Source organism: Kribbella sp. NPDC050124 (assembly GCF_044460355.1).
Classification (GTDB): Bacteria; Actinomycetota; Actinomycetes; order Propionibacteriales; family Kribbellaceae; genus Kribbella.
Window position 1 is genome coordinate 1 of the sequence record NZ_JBITJU010000054.1, and the last position, 13,730, is coordinate 13,730.

The window sequence follows — 13,730 nt, forward strand, 5'->3', positions numbered from 1 at the left end:
TTCGAGAACGGCAAACTCGTCGAACGACCCGACGAATCAGGAGGTGATCAACAAGCTGCGTGACACGCCAATCCACAGGTCTTGACTATTCCTCGTGCAGCAGCTCCTAGGGATTGTTGCTCTTAGCCACAAGGCTGCCGCAGCCGTGATGTCGGACAGCGATGCGCCCCGGACACTGCTCAGGCACGACTGGCAGGATGACGGCGCGGCTGTCGCGGGCCTCACGGATTGGGCCGCACAAGCGGCTCTCAACCCGTCGTCTCCAGAGTTCGTGCTGGCGAAGCAGGCCACCGCAGACTTGATCAGGGCAGTGACCGTCCACGACTCCGACGAGGGCAGCCTGGACCATCAGACCTTCAAGCGGTCGCTGGACGGAGTCAAGGCCAATCCATTGATCGCTCAGGCACTCAGCAAGCTGATCGCGGCCAACCTGAGCGACTTCGGCGCCGATGAGCCGTCGCAGGTGACCGGACCCGGCGACGAGAACCATCTCCGAATCTCGACCGACCAGCGCCACCGCTTCGCGATGCTGGCCTCGACCGACCAAGACGCCCGAATCCTGCTTCGCCTCGCGGCTGACGCCTACAAAACCAGCGTCCTCAGCGATCCCACCTCCACCGAGGCCAAGTCGGCGGGCTTCGTCGACGCCATGGTCACGGCTGCCGGCCACAATGCCGTGTACTACGACCACATCAACGACGCCGATGCCGTGAACAAGGCCAGAGCAGCAGCACAAGCAGACGAGCAGATGGTGAAGTCCGTCGCCACCTACCTCTTCGGCGAGATCGCCGACGGCATCAAGGTCCCAGGCAAAGTGACCGGCATGAGCGCCGACGTCGGCAGATGGGTCCTGGGCCGAGTCATCGACGAGGGCCTCATGCAGATCCCGGAGCCGGCGACGGTCCTGCCCACCACCGTCGACACCGACGCCGACGCCACCGGGGTCGGCGTCGCCGAGAACCACGCCGCGCACGACCTTGCCAACGCACGCGTCCGCACCGGCGACACCACCGGGCTGAACCCACAACTGCTGGAACGCGGCAGCGACGGACGGCCGCATCTCAAAGGCCTCTCGGCGATGACTACCGACGAACGCCGACTACTGCAGACCTGGGCAAGAACGAAGACCGGCGGTGGGGACTACATCGAAACCTACGCCAACGCGTTCAGGGGGTACTACGGTCTCGGAGAGAAGATCGAGGACGGCCCTGACGGACTCCGAAACTTCGTGGAAGCGCCGACCAGACGACCAGCAACAGACGACGACACGGCCGGATCGCAGCAATCCTGGCGATGGTGGTCTTGGCGGCCGGCGGATGTGACGGGCAGCAAGACCTGCCATCTCCGACACCGCCCACATCGTCCCCGACACCTACCGCCGTACCAACGGCCGTCGTCGCATCAAACGTCAGCGTGACGATCAGGCCGCCCAAGCAACCGCTGACAAAAGACCAGCAGCAGGTGATGGCAGCCTTCACCACGTTCATCACCGCCCAAAGACGTTTCTACTCACACCCGTGGATCATTGACCCGGTCTACATCAGCCTCATCCTGCCCAAGTCGCCCTACGGCATCATCGAGACCGACGACACCGGGCTGATCGGACCACAGGTCATCCACGTCCTGTCCGTCGACGCGCCAACCGCCCACCAGGCCACGGTCGCGTACTGCGTCGACGACCGCGCACTCCGGTACCTCGGCCAAGACGGGACCATCGACATCCCCGGCCCCAGCGGCGACCGGCGACGCAGCACCACCATCGGTTACGAAGACACCCAGTTCCAGCTCACCACCGCCGCAGCCATCGACGGCAAGCCCTCCCCCACACCCCGTTGGATCGCTTCCGACGGCGGATCCTCGGACGGAGCCAAGGAATGCCGCGGCCTCGCGGCATCCCCACCACCCCCTGCGCCAACACCCACCAACACGCCGTAGCACTCCGGGACACACAACTCAGGCGCACCACGCTCGGGGGACGATGCCAGCCAACCGCAGGCCAAGTCCCGCGCTGAGGTCTCCGAGACCTCTACCATGGGGACATGTCCGGATCGCCGTACCCTGATCTGCCGTCCGTTGCCGACGTCGCTGCTGACATTGCCGGCGTGCTCGGGCGATTCATGCACGGTGAGACCCATTCGTTCGCCTTTGGTGACGATGGTGTCCCGGAAGCTGTCGTCGCGAGCTACGACCAGTACGACGATCTCGGCGGTGAGGACACGCTCGGCCGCTACCAGACCGTGGTCGCTCCCGAGGTCCTCGCCCGGCAGCTGCCGGAGATGGTCGCGGCGATGCGCCACGGCACCTTCGGCCCTCCGGTACTCGTAGGCAGCGATGCCGAACCTGTGCTCGTGGTGATGTCGACCCAGCAGTATCGCGCCATGCGTGGTGACGACGAGCCGCCGCGGGATGTCATCGACGACCCGACCGTTCGCAGCTACGACTCGGCGCCGACGCCGGGCAGCACCCGATTCAGCCTGGACGAGTGGTCCAAGGACGACGCGTTCACCCAGCAGATGCTCGATGAGATCCGGCAGGAACGCGGCACGGCCGGTGGCTGAGGACCAACCGAACCGTCCGTACCAGGTCCTGCTCAGCGAGGGCGCAGTTCAGGACCTGACCCGGATGCGGGACGCGGCGGCCGCGGAGGCGGCGCAGTATCCCGGCGACAAGACACCAGCGCACAACGCGAACCGCACGCTCTACAAGAACGTCCTGCGCGAACTTCAGGATCTCGAGACCGGATCGTCGAAGGGGCACCATGTGCTCGGTGCGCACCGAGGTCTCGGTGACGGCCGGGACATCGTCGTGTCCAAGATCGGCGACGGCACCGGAAAGCCCAACCATCGCCTGACGTTTCGTGAGATCCCCGGCCGCAACGCAGGCGGGACCGACGCCCGCGACGTGATCACGATCGGTCCTCGGCACGGCAGCGACGGCGCCTACCAACAGACGGCGATGCGCCTCGGACGGTCGGCCGACTCGAGGCTCCCGCAACTGGACCGGTTCGGGGAGGCGCAGGTTGGCAGCGGCGGCAAGGCACATCAGCGCCACCCCGTCCTGGACGCGAACCGCGCCATCGCACACGCCTTCGACGGCCAGACCCCGTTGTCCGGGTCGCGGCCGCTCAGCGAGGCTGGGTTCGGGAGCCGGGCCGCTTCGGGCGGCGCCGCCAAGCAAGCCGGCAACCAGGTCGGCCGTCAGGGCAACCCGCACCGTGGGCAATAGGTAGCCGGCCAGCGCTCTGGGCGCTCCCTTCGGCGGCCGGTTCTCACCGGCAGCGGCGCAAGGCCTCGGCATGATCACCTTCCTGGTCGGGTGGAGCGGCATCATCACCGCGATCGCCACCGGAACGCTGGTACTGTTCATCGCCGCAACCGTCGTCGGAGGCGCCAGTCAAGGCATCGCGATCAGCGCGGCCACTCGGGTCTGCTGTACGGCAGCACCCTGTCCGACCGGGCACCAATCTTTGCGGTGGTGTATCTGCTCAGCTACAGCGGCGCGACCGTTCCCAGCCTCATCTCCGCCCGACTCACCGGCATCCTCTCCGTGCCACACATTTCTCTCGGGTACGGCGGACTCGCTCTCAGCGCCACTTTGTTCACCGTCTTCGCCGCACGTGATCCGCAGACCCAGAGTGTGAAAGGCTGAGTTGTTGAGCAACGAAGTACAGGCGTCCGTGGCCGAGGAGTTGATCGACAACACCGAGTAAGGCCGCTTCGAGCTCTACCGCGGTGGCGATCTGGCCGGATGGCTCTACTACACCCGTCTGAGACCCAACCGGTACGCCCTCCGGCACACCGAAGTCGAACCGAGTCATCGGCACCAGGGCGCCGGACGCCTCGCCCTCCGTCCACTCACTCGAGTTCGGCCGCGCGGATGCGGTAGATCTGCATCGGCAGGCCGTAGTACTTGTCGGTCTCGCCGACCCACGCCATCCCGAGACGCCGTGCGGTCGCGCAGGCACGCCGGTTCTGCGGTCGGGCGACCGCGTACAACTCGTCGATCGTGCCGGTTGCGAATGCCCAGCGCATCAAGGCGTGGCTCGCCTCGGTCGCGAATCCCCGGCCCCAGGCTGCCGGTTCGAGTTGCCAGCCGATCTCGAAGTCTTCCTCGTACGGCGGCAACAAGCCGATCATCAGGCCGCCGACCACTGCACCGTCGGCCTTGGTGACGATCGCCCATCGCCCGGCGGGTACGACGAGACTCCTGCCGGCCTCGATCCACGCGCGGAGCAGCAGGCGCATGGTCGCCTCGTTCGGGACCTGGTCCATCGCCGGCGATAGCCACCGTGCCACCTCGGCAGACCCGTAGATCCGCAAGGCGGCGTCCGCGTCGGCCTCGGTCCACTCCCGAATCATGAGCCGGTCGCTGTCGATGATCACTGTCATTCCGCCGTCCTGTCGATCGAGGTATTCTCCACGCCACCGACCTCCTCCGACGCCGCAAAGAGGTCTGATCAGTCCATTTCAGAGTTGCCCTCGCGTGACCTCTCCCGTGAATCGGAACCCTGACAGCCTGCAGTCGAGAGAGCTGTCCGCGATGCGTCATCCATCAGAGGACTATATAGTCCTTTCGTGGACGCGAGCACCCCGCCGTCCGTTCAGAGCGCAGCCCAGAGGAAGTAGCGATGACCCACCAGGTTCTTCGGCCCGACGGAACGGGCTTCTACCTCGCCGATGGCCAGCTGTCGGTGACCGGCCGGGACAAGCAGACGCTGACCAGCGCCCGGCCGATCGACTTCAGCGTTACCGCGAGTTTGTTCGGCAACGCCGAGATGGATGTGATGCTGGCCAACTGGAGCACCGCGCGGACCGACTCTCCAGAGAGCCTGCGGTCGGAAGACGGGCGTCTGGTCCTGCCGTTGCGGACGCAGCCGGTGATGCTCAACTCGCTTCCGAGCGAGGTGCGGGTGCAGCTGCGTACCGGGGAAGGCCTCCAGGAAACCGAGGGCGCCTGGCAGCTCGTCCTTCACTTCCGCAACCACGCGGGATCGAGCCTGACCTGGCATGCCAGTCTTCCCACCGAGGCGTTCGGCGCAGGTTGGCTGGCTCCGTTGGCCGGCCTGCTGACCATCAACGACGCGAGGGCCGTTGCTCAAACACCCACCAGCACGCCGACTTCCCCGACGATCACTGTGGTCCACCACGCAGACGACGAGTACTACGAGCTGCTCGTCGACGGCCAACAGGCCGGGCTCCTCGTCTACCACCTGATCGGCTCGCACCTGTCCATCACGCACACCGTCATCGAACAGACCTACCGCGGACGAGGACTTTCGTGGGTGCTGGTCGGCCGCGCTCTCGACGACATCCGCACGCGGTCCGTGACGGTGTCGAACTACTGCGCCGTCGTCAGCCGCTTCATCGAGAAGAACCCGGAGTACGCCGATGTCCTCGGCGCGCCGCGGCCTGCCCCGACCTCGTAACCGAAGGAACGAGCGACCGTGACGCGGAATCGCAACGCCTCGGCACGGTCGGCATCAGGACCCGTGAAGGGAGTATTGACGGCTACTTCTTGCCGGCCGGCTTTGCGTACGCCCGGACCGAGTTCATCGCCAGGTCGAGGGCGACCTGCATCGGTCCGGGGTCACGGGCGGCCTGGGCGAGAACGTACCCACCCTGGAGGGCAGCCATGATTCCCGTCGCCAGCGCTTGTGGATCAGCGGCCTCGGACAGCCTGCCGTTCGACTTCATCCGCTCGAGCGCTCCGGCCAGCAGCGAGATCCAGGATGTCAGGTGCGCCTCGAGATCGATGCGTGCTGCCTCATCCTGATCGGAGAGCTCGGTCGACAGTGAGCCCAGTTCACAGCCGAGCGCCCCACGGCGCGCCGTGACTCGCTGGAGGATGGCCCGGCACCACCGGTCGAGTCCGCTGAACGAGTCGACCCTGCGGAGATACTGCTCCTCACGCTCGAGTACCCGGCCGCCCCGCAGTGCGATCACTGCCTGGACCAGGGCACTCTTGTCGCTGAAGTGCCGGTAGAACTGCGACTTGCTCGTCCCACTCGCCGCGGTCACCTCGTCGAGCGTGGTCGCTGCGGCACCCTTGAGAGACATCAGCTCGTCGGCAGCGGCGACGATCCGGGCTCGCGTGGCCGCGCCGCGGGCGGTCAGGCGGCGATCGAGCTCGCTCACTGTCTCGGGCACGAAAGGAGCTTATCGGGGCCGCGCAACGATTGCTGCCGCTTCTGGAGCTGAACGATCCACCATCAGGGCAGGATACCCACCGTACCGTCCGTGGTCCTGCTCGGCAGGTAAGTACGCGTGCCGTGGCCGACACGAACCCCCGTGAGGAGCCGGCACGCCGCCGGCCGGTCGGCAGGAGGACGGATGAGCGAGGTCAGTCGGGAGTATTACGGCAGTTACAGCGTGGACGACGAGGACCAGCTCCAGTTCGCGGACACGCTCGACGGGCGCGGTGTCTCCGACCCTCTCGACGAAGGTTACTCGCCGCCGGAGAGGTGGTCGGCCGGCGAGGGCTTCGGTACCACCGCGGCGGAGGCGTTGCGGGGTGAGACCTTCGAGCAGCGGCTTGCCCAGGAGGAGCCTGACATCGACCCGTACGCCGTACTGACGGAGTTCATCGACGGTCCGGAGGTCGGCCGGGAACGCGCCGGACGTCTGATAGCTCCGGACGAGGGGTCGCACTTCGATCTCGAGGAAGAGCTCGTCGCGGCCGACGTCGGGATCGACGGAGGCGCCGCGAGCGCCGAAGAAGCCGCGATCCACGTCGTCGACGACCAACCGCTGGAACTCGACGAGGTCAACTGACGAGAACCCTGGGGAACGACGCCCAGCGCGAGTTGACCGTGGTCGATGACAGGGAGTTGCGGACGTACGAGTTACTCGCGCAGGCACGACGCAGAAACCCTACTGCCCTGCAGTCGACCATTTCCTTCAGGCCGTACGAATCGCACAGCTGCGGTGGCGCCTGGCCGACGCGGCCGTGGCCACATCCCAGCAGGAAGGCCTCATCCCGGCCGGAGTTGCCGGTAAGAAACCGATCTGTCGCGGCGGCCAACTCGTGCGAGCGCGGCCGCCTGACCGATCAGGTCATCCCCTACGACGTCGCTGACCTCTAGATCACGTCCCTGTGGAATGAGTGTGGAATGCCGATGACGAGTTTTCAGACCGTGTCCGCCGGTGGGTTGGAGGTCTTCTACCGCGAAGCGGGGAAGCCGGGAGCGCCGAAACTCCTGCTACTGGGCGGATTTCCCTCCTCGTCTCACCAGTTCCGGAACCTGATGCCGGCACTTGCCGACAGGTTCCACCTGGTCTCGATCGACTACCCCGGCTTCGGGAGCACCGAGATGCCGGATCCGGCGGAGTGGGAGTACACCTTCGACCATCTCGCAGAGATCGTCGACGAGGCATTGCTCGCCATCGACTTCACCGGACCGATGGGGCTGTACATGCAGGACTACGGGGGACCGATCGGCAACCGGCTGATCTCGCTTCATCCAGACTGGCTGCAGTGGCAGGTCATCCAGAACTCCAACAGCTACGAAGAGGGGTTCACCGAGATCTGGGACGAGATGCGTCACGCCTTCTGGACCGACCGCATCGCTGGGAACGAAGCACCGCTTCACGCCTTGCTCGAACCGGAAACCATCAGAGCGATCTACCTCACCGGTCATCCGGATCCGACGAAGATCAGCCCGGACAACTGGAATCTGGATCTGCACTTCCTGGCCCGGCCGAACGCGCGCCGGGTACAACTGGATCTCTTCTACGACTACCGGACGAACGCCGCGCAGTACCCTACCTGGCAACGGCGGCTGCGTCGTGACCAGCCCAGAACGCTGATCTTCTGGGGTCAGGGCGACATCTTCTTCACCCCGGCAGGCGGCGAGGCCTACCTGCGCGATCTCCCTGACGCGCAACTGGTCCGCCTCGACTCCGGACACTTCGCAACCGAGGACTGCCTTCAGGAGATCGTTGACGGCATCAACAGTTTCTACGACGAGATCGTCAGGTAAGCCCGATGCCGGGACAGGACACAGAGTCTGCGAACACCTTGACCGGAAGGACGACAGTGCGCGCGACAATCGACGGCGTTCTACTCGCGGACGCAGACAGTGAACACATCATCTCGATCGAAGGAAGCCGGTATTTTCCTCCGGACTCGCTGACGATCGGTATTTTGAAGGAAAGCGCAACTCCCTCTGTCTGCCCTTGGAAGGGGCAGGCTCGCTACTACAGTGTGGAGACGCCGCACCACCAGTACCTCGACGCCGCATGGTGCTACCCGCATCCCAAGCGGTCGGCGATCGAAACGGTCGGACACGACTTCACCGGGTACGTCGCGTTCGACACCACGCGCGTGATCGTCGGGTAGACCGCGGCCGCCCGCGCGTACCCGTCGTACCGTCAGTCGAACTCGTAGCGTTGCTCGCGCCAGGGGTCACCATGATTGTGGTATCCAGCCCCTTCCCAGAATCCTGGCTCGTCCCGCAACAGCAGGCGCAGGCCGTTGAGCCACTTGGCCGACTTCCAGAAGTACAGATGCGGGACGAGCAGCCGCACAGGACCTCCGTGCAATGCCCCTAGCTCCTCCCCGGCGTACCGATAGACGAGCCATGCCTTCCCACCACGGAGCTCGGTCAACGGCAAGTTGGTCGTGTAACCGCCGTAGGCGGTGACCATTGCATGTGTCGCCTCAGTGCTCACGTCCGCGAGGACAGCATCGACGGACACTCCTTCCCAGCGCGTGTCGAACTTCGACCACCTGGTGACGCAGTGGATGTCGGTGACCACCGACTCGGACGGAAGCGCGAGCAGATCCTGCCACCGCCAGGTTCGCTGTGCGCCGGTCTCGGAGGTGACCGTGAACTCCCATTTGTCCTTCGGGATCAGTGGTGTCACGCTCGCTGACAACACCGGGAAGTCTTCGGTCAGGTGCTGGCCAGGGGGAAGTCTGCGCTCGTCGGATCCGCCTCTGCCTGCGAACCCACGGTTGACGACTGCCATCTAGGCCTCCTGACCGGCAGATCTCTCGTCCTGCCCTTCCGCGACACTACTCATGCGATCCGCTGCTTCGGCAGGTAGCCGGCGTCGACCAACGCGGCGCGCAGCTTCCGGCGGGCGTCGAACATCATCTTGTAGACCGCATTGTGTGTCGCACCGAGCCGATCGGCGAGCACATCGGTGGGCATACCGTTCAGCACCAGCGCAACGAAAACCATCCGTTGCTTCGCCGTCAGCTGCTCGTCGACGGCGCGACGTACGGCGGTCATCAGGTCTCGGCTCTCGGCATGCGCCTCCGGTTCGATCCCCAGCCGTGCGGGGAGGCGGTCCCAGTCCTCCTCGTCGAACGCGACACCGGCACGTTGCCAGAAGTGCCGGTTGACCTTGGCCGCCACGTCGAAGACCACGAACTTGTACGCCCAGGTGGTGAACTTGCAATCACCGCGGAACGTCTCGACCTTGCCGCAGATCGCCAGTAGTGCATCCGCGGCGGCCTGGTGGGCAATGTCGTCCAACTCCGGGCCGACGAGCCGCAGCCTCGCCGCCCGTCGGCCGGCCTCCACTCTCGCGGCGCGCAGGAGAACCTCGTACAAGCGCCGGCTCGCAAGCTCACGCCGATCCCCACAGCTGCTCAGGTCGCGAACCCAGGCACGGTTCTCACGGGCCACCTCTGCGGAAACCACCCGTACCTGCGACAACGACTCGGAACCTTCGCTCTTCATGGATCTCCGGCGATCGGCGGAACGTAGTGATCAAGGGTCCGGCACCTCGGTGTGCCGAACGGTGGAACCACGACATGGACGATACCGTCCATTCATAGCTCCGTCCACTCAGCGCCAAGCGGTCCAGCTCACGCCGAAACACGCTCAGACACTGACAGCTAGACCCTAATGCCAGAGTTCAGAGCTGGTCGATCGAGTCCTATTTGTGGCACTGTCGACGGTGTCAGCACTGCGATACGCCAGGAGATCCGGAACCACGCCTCGAACGCGCGGGCCAGGGAACGCGGACGCTATTCGTAGCGGCCTTCGCCCTGGTCATCGACGTACCACTCTCCCGAACTGTCGCGCCTCGTTCGGTATAGGTCGTCCGCCCGTCGATCGCGAAGACCAGCGGGGGTGTGCCCGTCGCGTAGGCGATGCGCACACCCCCGGGTCGGATCAGGCGCTGGTGGCGCGTCGCGGCAGCACCCAGTCCGGGCGTACGAAGTGGCACGTGTAACCGGCGGGGTACCTGATCAGGTAGTCCTGGTGCTCCGGCTCGGCCTCCCAGAACGGACCCGCGGGCTCGATCGTCGTCACGGCCTTGCCCGGCCACAGGCCCGACGCGTCGACGTCGGCGATCGTGTCGCGAGCGACCTTCTCCTGCTCCGGCGTGAGCGGAAAGATCGCCGAGCGATAGCTGGTGCCAATGTCGTTGCCCTGACGGTTCACCGTCGACGGGTCGTGGATCTGGAAGAAGAACGCCATGATGTCGCGGTACGTCGTCTCCGCCGGGTCGAAGACGATCTCGACGGCTTCGGCGTGCCCGGGATGATTACGGTACGTCGCATGATCGTTCTGCCCGCCCGTGTACCCGACGCGCGTCTCGAGTACGCCGGGCTGCCGGCGAATGAGGTCCTCCATACCCCAGAAACACCCGCCGGCGAGGACGGCTGTCTCGGTGCCCGGCCTGCGGGTGACCTGCCCCGTGTCGTCGATTCCACTGGTCATGATGCATGCTCCTCTGTGCTCGTGATGTCGCTGGACGTGTCGGCCGTCTCGAACAGTGCGGCGGAGTTCACGCAGTGCCGCCGGCCTCGTCTTTCTGCGTCACGCGGTACGGGCTGTCGGTGAGCCGACTGACCGCCTTCGGAGACTTCCTGTAGTCGTGCGACACGTTTCTCCTCTATGACGTCGCTGGCTGCGCCGTCACTGGGAACAACACCGTAAGCAGTTGATTTGGTCCCAGGCTCCGCAGCACTCGCTGTGACCGCGATCTCAGTTCAGCCGGGCCGGAAGGATCGGCTCACGGCTCGGTGTCATCCCGGTCGCCGGGTGTGCTGATCGTGGTCCCGCACAGCGGCTAGCAGCCCGTCGGCATCTTCCGCGCAAGCCTCACAGGCGGCAAGGTGCGCCGCCAGTCCGGGATAGTGCTCGGCAGCGTCGACTCCGGCCGCTAGTAGTTCGGCATAGAGGTGCAGAGCAGCCATCGCCTCGTCACACCCGACGTCGTTCGGGTCGGTGGCGAGGAATCGCTCGAGCCCCTCCCTCCACCCGGTCAATGACCTTCACCTCTACTTGTTGATCAGAATCCGTAGGTGCTGGCTACAGATATCCGTTGGTGGTTGGACAGGCACGGATCTTACGGCCCGCATCGAAACAATTTCGCGATGCGCCCAACTCCCATCCCTCGCGTGGTAAGACGTCGAGCGTGTGGCGCCGCGAATGCTTACGAGCCGAAAGTGCCGCGTAGGCGAAAGACCGGATACAAGGAGGTGCCTGATGAGGGCGATCGTGGTGACGGACCAGGCAGCGGGGACGGCAGGAATGACGCTGGCGGAGCGTCCCGAGCCACCGGCGGCGATCAACGACGTCGTCGTCGAGATTCATGCCTCGGGCTACGTCCCGACCGAGTTGGAGTGGCCCTCGACCTGGATCGATCGTGCCGACCGTGGCCGATCACCGTCGATCCCCGGGCACGAACTGGCCGGAGTGGTCACCGCGCTCGGCTATGGCACGACTGGGCTGTCAGTGGGACAGCGCGTGTTCGGCCTCGCCGACTGGCATCGCGACGGAACCCTGGCGGAGTACGTGGCCATCGAGGCACGCAACCTCGCACCACTCCCGGGCGACGTCGACTTCACCGTCGGCGCGAGCCTGCCGATCTCCGGATTGACCGCCTGGCAGGGACTGTTCCAGCACGGTCGCCTTCAGTCCGGGCAGACCGTTCTCGCGCACGGTGCCGCCGGCGCGGTCGGCACCATGGTGACGCAACTCGCTCGCGAGGCCGGTGCGTACGTCATCGGCACCGGACGCGCTGCCGACCGGGAGAAGGCGCTCGACTACGGCGCGAACGAGTTCGTCGACCTCGCCAACGACTCGCTCGAGGACGTCGGGCAGGTCGATCTGGTCTTCGATGTCATCGGCGGCGACATCCAGAAGAGGTCCGCGGCCCTGATCAAAACCGGAGGAACGCTGGTCACTGTCGTCGGACCGCCGGAGTCACGGCCCGCGGACGGCCTGGCGATCGACTTCGTCGTCGAGGCCGATCGCGCCGAGCTGACCGAGGTCGTCCAGCGGGTGCGGGACGGGCGACTCCGGACGAACATCGGTACCGTCGCGGCTCTCGACGACGCCATCACCACCTTCAACTCGACCGAGCGGCTCAAGGGAAAGATCATCATCAACGTTCGTCCGTAATACATCTCTCGTCGGTACTGCGATGACGTCGGGCAAGGGTGCTGCAGAACGGCTGAGGTCGTTCTGCAGCACTCTCGATGCCTGACGCGCGAGGCGACGGAGTCAGGGAGCGATCTCGAGCTTGGTGATCAGGCCGTCGGCGAGGGTGAACCGGTAGATGATGTCGACGACACCGCCGGGGAAGTCACCCTCCAGGTGATTGGTGACGACGTAGTGAGAGTCGTCGAGCTTCTCGACGTGGCTGACCTCGACCGTATAGGTGTACTCGCTGGTCTCGGTCTGCCGCCAACGGTGGATCTCGTCATGACCGGTGTAGGTGGTGCCGTCGTCGTCGATCACCGTGGCGTCGGCGGCGAAAGCGGCCAGCAGGTCGTGAGCGTTCGCCTTGTGCTGGGGATCGGCCTCGCGCAGGTACTTCATGATCGCCGGCGGCAAGTGCTTCGCCAGCTCGGCGGCGGTCGGGTCGGGCGGGTGCTGGATAGTCATCAGGCGCCTTTCAAGGAGAAGGTGGTGCGGCTATGCGCTGTCTGAGGCATTCCGGACAAGTCGACGCAGTACATCCCATGGCGTTCGCTGAGCATCAGCAGGATCGTGTCGCAGTTCCTGCATCGCGCCACCGTGCCGGGTCCTGACCTGTACACCACCAGCTCCGCCATGACCCCGGTACGGCGACAACCCGTGCACCTGTACTCCGTGGTCGTCATGTCTCGCACGAAGAGGTCGTGCATAACGCCCGCGATGGCATTGCCGTCGAGAGGTCCCATCCTCGTCACACTCCTGTCCCGCCGAAGCTCACGAGTCAGGGTGATCGAGACATCAATGAGGTACGCCGCCGTCGCCATCAGCTCGTCACGATAGATCAGCGATTCGAGCGAGCGTGCCGAGCACAGTACCCGGACAGGCACCCGGCTGCCATCGGACCACGGAACTCGAGCTCGTCGCCTGCTCGCAACTCATCCACCAGACAAGGCGAAACCTCGCCCGCGGAGTCTCGAAGGTCGTAGAGATCACCGTGCCTGTCTGCCACCTCAGTCGCCGTAGTAGCGCTGCTCTTTCCACGGATCTCCACAGTTGCCATAGCCGAACATCTCCCAGAAGCCGGGGTGATCGGTGGTGAGCAACTCCAGACCACGGATCCACTTCGCGCTCTTCCAGAAGTACAGGTGCGGTACCAGCAGTCCCCCGGCCCGCCATGTTCCGGATCAAGCGGGCGCCCGTCGTACTCGTCGACGATCCATGCCTTCCGACCGCTCAGATCCGCCACTGGCTGTCGCCTGCCATGAGCATGGGACCGCTCTGAGCGGTTTTCTGCCAGCTTCATGGGACCACCTGGGTTGCCAGTCGTGGGACCACCCGGCGCGGC

At 65.3% G+C, this 13,730-nt stretch carries 18 protein-coding genes; 9 read left to right on the plus strand and 9 right to left on the minus strand.

What is annotated here, in order from left to right; translation table 11 throughout:
- The first annotated feature begins 94 nt into the window (after positions 1–94).
- From ACIBL3_RS46655 to ACIBL3_RS46670, 4 genes are all read left to right on the plus strand, one after another.
- Positions 95–1,417, plus strand: coding sequence for a hypothetical protein (locus tag ACIBL3_RS46655; RefSeq protein WP_396360512.1), 1,323 nt, complete (start codon positions 95–97; stop codon positions 1,415–1,417).
- Positions 1,414–1,935: a hypothetical protein gene (locus tag ACIBL3_RS46660; RefSeq protein WP_396360513.1), complete on the plus strand. Its 522-nt coding sequence runs from the start codon at positions 1,414–1,416 to the stop codon at positions 1,933–1,935. Before ACIBL3_RS46655 ends, ACIBL3_RS46660 begins: the two co-directional genes overlap by 4 nt.
- A gap of 104 nt (positions 1,936–2,039) precedes the next feature.
- Complete coding sequence (locus tag ACIBL3_RS46665) at positions 2,040–2,558, plus strand: hypothetical protein (protein WP_396360514.1); 519 nt, start codon at positions 2,040–2,042, stop codon at positions 2,556–2,558.
- Positions 2,551–3,225: a hypothetical protein gene (locus ACIBL3_RS46670; RefSeq protein WP_396360515.1), complete on the plus strand. Its 675-nt coding sequence runs from the start codon at positions 2,551–2,553 to the stop codon at positions 3,223–3,225. The genes ACIBL3_RS46665 and ACIBL3_RS46670 overlap by 8 nt, the downstream gene beginning before the upstream one ends.
- A gap of 629 nt (positions 3,226–3,854) precedes the next feature.
- On the opposite strand, the gene ACIBL3_RS46675 is transcribed toward ACIBL3_RS46670, so the two are convergent.
- Entirely contained in the window at positions 3,855–4,388 is a 534-nt protein-coding gene (locus ACIBL3_RS46675) for a GNAT family N-acetyltransferase (protein WP_396360516.1), read from the minus strand.
- Positions 4,389–4,627: 239 nt separating this feature from the next.
- On the opposite strand from ACIBL3_RS46675, the gene ACIBL3_RS46680 reads away from it, so the two are divergent.
- The gene (locus ACIBL3_RS46680) at positions 4,628–5,425 is read left to right on the plus strand and encodes a GNAT family N-acetyltransferase (protein ID WP_396360517.1); all 798 of its coding nucleotides are present in this window, start codon (positions 4,628–4,630) and stop codon (positions 5,423–5,425) included.
- 82 nt (positions 5,426–5,507) lie between these two features.
- Here ACIBL3_RS46680 and ACIBL3_RS46685 read toward each other — a convergent pair whose 3' ends face one another.
- The gene (locus ACIBL3_RS46685) at positions 5,508–6,146 is read right to left on the minus strand and encodes a TetR/AcrR family transcriptional regulator (protein WP_396360518.1); all 639 of its coding nucleotides are present in this window, start codon (positions 6,144–6,146) and stop codon (positions 5,508–5,510) included.
- A gap of 183 nt (positions 6,147–6,329) precedes the next feature.
- On the opposite strand from ACIBL3_RS46685, the gene ACIBL3_RS46690 reads away from it, so the two are divergent.
- The 3 genes from ACIBL3_RS46690 (at position 6,330) to ACIBL3_RS46700 (ending at position 8,337) form a co-directional block, all read left to right on the plus strand.
- Positions 6,330–6,770 carry a DUF5709 domain-containing protein gene (locus ACIBL3_RS46690; RefSeq protein WP_396360520.1) on the plus strand — a complete coding sequence of 147 codons (441 nt, stop codon included), beginning with the start codon at positions 6,330–6,332 and terminating at the stop codon, positions 6,768–6,770.
- Between the two features lie 344 nt (positions 6,771–7,114).
- Positions 7,115–7,978 carry an alpha/beta fold hydrolase gene (locus ACIBL3_RS46695; RefSeq protein ID WP_396360521.1) on the plus strand — a complete coding sequence of 288 codons (864 nt, stop codon included), beginning with the start codon at positions 7,115–7,117 and terminating at the stop codon, positions 7,976–7,978.
- A gap of 56 nt (positions 7,979–8,034) precedes the next feature.
- On the plus strand, positions 8,035–8,337 hold the full coding sequence (locus tag ACIBL3_RS46700) for a DUF427 domain-containing protein (RefSeq protein WP_396360522.1): 303 nt from the start codon (positions 8,035–8,037) through the stop codon (positions 8,335–8,337).
- 32 nt (positions 8,338–8,369) lie between these two features.
- On the opposite strand, the gene ACIBL3_RS46705 is transcribed toward ACIBL3_RS46700, so the two are convergent.
- The 4 genes from ACIBL3_RS46705 to ACIBL3_RS46720 all read right to left on the minus strand — a co-directional run bounded on the left by ACIBL3_RS46705 (position 8,370) and on the right by ACIBL3_RS46720 (position 11,229).
- On the minus strand, positions 8,370–8,969 hold the full coding sequence (locus ACIBL3_RS46705) for a molybdopterin-dependent oxidoreductase (RefSeq protein WP_396360523.1): 600 nt from the start codon (positions 8,967–8,969) through the stop codon (positions 8,370–8,372).
- Positions 8,970–9,019: 50 nt separating this feature from the next.
- Positions 9,020–9,688 (minus strand): sigma-70 family RNA polymerase sigma factor, encoded by a 669-nt coding sequence (locus tag ACIBL3_RS46710; RefSeq protein WP_396360524.1) that lies wholly within the window; start codon positions 9,686–9,688, stop codon positions 9,020–9,022.
- Between the two features lie 438 nt (positions 9,689–10,126).
- On the minus strand, positions 10,127–10,678 hold the full coding sequence (gene msrA, locus ACIBL3_RS46715; protein WP_396360525.1) for a peptide-methionine (S)-S-oxide reductase MsrA: 552 nt from the start codon (positions 10,676–10,678) through the stop codon (positions 10,127–10,129).
- Positions 10,679–10,986: 308 nt separating this feature from the next.
- On the minus strand, positions 10,987–11,229 hold the full coding sequence (locus tag ACIBL3_RS46720) for a hypothetical protein (RefSeq protein ID WP_396360526.1): 243 nt from the start codon (positions 11,227–11,229) through the stop codon (positions 10,987–10,989).
- Between the two features lie 220 nt (positions 11,230–11,449).
- On the opposite strand from ACIBL3_RS46720, the gene ACIBL3_RS46725 reads away from it, so the two are divergent.
- Positions 11,450–12,367, plus strand: a complete 918-nt coding sequence (locus ACIBL3_RS46725) for an NADP-dependent oxidoreductase (protein ID WP_396360527.1) — start codon at positions 11,450–11,452, stop codon at positions 12,365–12,367.
- 102 nt (positions 12,368–12,469) lie between these two features.
- On the opposite strand, the gene ACIBL3_RS46730 is transcribed toward ACIBL3_RS46725, so the two are convergent.
- The 3 genes from ACIBL3_RS46730 to ACIBL3_RS46740 form a co-directional block, all read right to left on the minus strand.
- A complete protein-coding gene (locus ACIBL3_RS46730) occupies positions 12,470–12,853 on the minus strand; it encodes a DUF4440 domain-containing protein (protein WP_396360528.1) in 384 nt (127 codons plus the stop codon).
- Positions 12,853–13,209: a DUF6510 family protein gene (locus tag ACIBL3_RS46735; RefSeq protein WP_396360529.1), complete on the minus strand. Its 357-nt coding sequence runs from the start codon at positions 13,207–13,209 to the stop codon at positions 12,853–12,855. The genes ACIBL3_RS46730 and ACIBL3_RS46735 overlap by 1 nt, the downstream gene beginning before the upstream one ends.
- 186 nt (positions 13,210–13,395) lie before the next feature.
- The gene (locus tag ACIBL3_RS46740) at positions 13,396–13,545 is read right to left on the minus strand and encodes a molybdopterin-dependent oxidoreductase (protein WP_396360530.1); all 150 of its coding nucleotides are present in this window, start codon (positions 13,543–13,545) and stop codon (positions 13,396–13,398) included.
- Positions 13,546–13,730 lie beyond the last annotated feature (185 nt).

Excerpts from the sequence above, each read along its gene's own strand:
- ACIBL3_RS46675 (WP_396360516.1), bottom strand. The coding sequence starts at position 4,388 with ATGACAGTGATCATCGACAGCGACCGGCTCATGATTCGGGAGTGGACC.
- ACIBL3_RS46680 (WP_396360517.1), top strand. The coding sequence starts at position 4,628 with ATGACCCACCAGGTTCTTCGGCCCGACGGAACGGGCTTCTACCTCGCC.
- ACIBL3_RS46725 (WP_396360527.1), top strand. The coding sequence starts at position 11,450 with ATGAGGGCGATCGTGGTGACGGACCAGGCAGCGGGGACGGCAGGAATG.
- msrA (WP_396360525.1), bottom strand. The coding sequence starts at position 10,678 with ATGACCAGTGGAATCGACGACACGGGGCAGGTCACCCGCAGGCCGGGC.
- ACIBL3_RS46735 (WP_396360529.1), bottom strand. The coding sequence starts at position 13,209 with ATGGCGACGGCGGCGTACCTCATTGATGTCTCGATCACCCTGACTCGT.
- ACIBL3_RS46705 (WP_396360523.1), bottom strand. The coding sequence starts at position 8,969 with ATGGCAGTCGTCAACCGTGGGTTCGCAGGCAGAGGCGGATCCGACGAG.
- ACIBL3_RS46665 (WP_396360514.1), top strand. The coding sequence starts at position 2,040 with ATGTCCGGATCGCCGTACCCTGATCTGCCGTCCGTTGCCGACGTCGCT.
- ACIBL3_RS46690 (WP_396360520.1), top strand. The coding sequence starts at position 6,330 with ATGAGCGAGGTCAGTCGGGAGTATTACGGCAGTTACAGCGTGGACGAC.
- ACIBL3_RS46730 (WP_396360528.1), bottom strand. The coding sequence starts at position 12,853 with ATGACTATCCAGCACCCGCCCGACCCGACCGCCGCCGAGCTGGCGAAG.
- ACIBL3_RS46695 (WP_396360521.1), top strand. The coding sequence starts at position 7,115 with ATGACGAGTTTTCAGACCGTGTCCGCCGGTGGGTTGGAGGTCTTCTAC.
- ACIBL3_RS46710 (WP_396360524.1), bottom strand. The coding sequence starts at position 9,688 with ATGAAGAGCGAAGGTTCCGAGTCGTTGTCGCAGGTACGGGTGGTTTCC.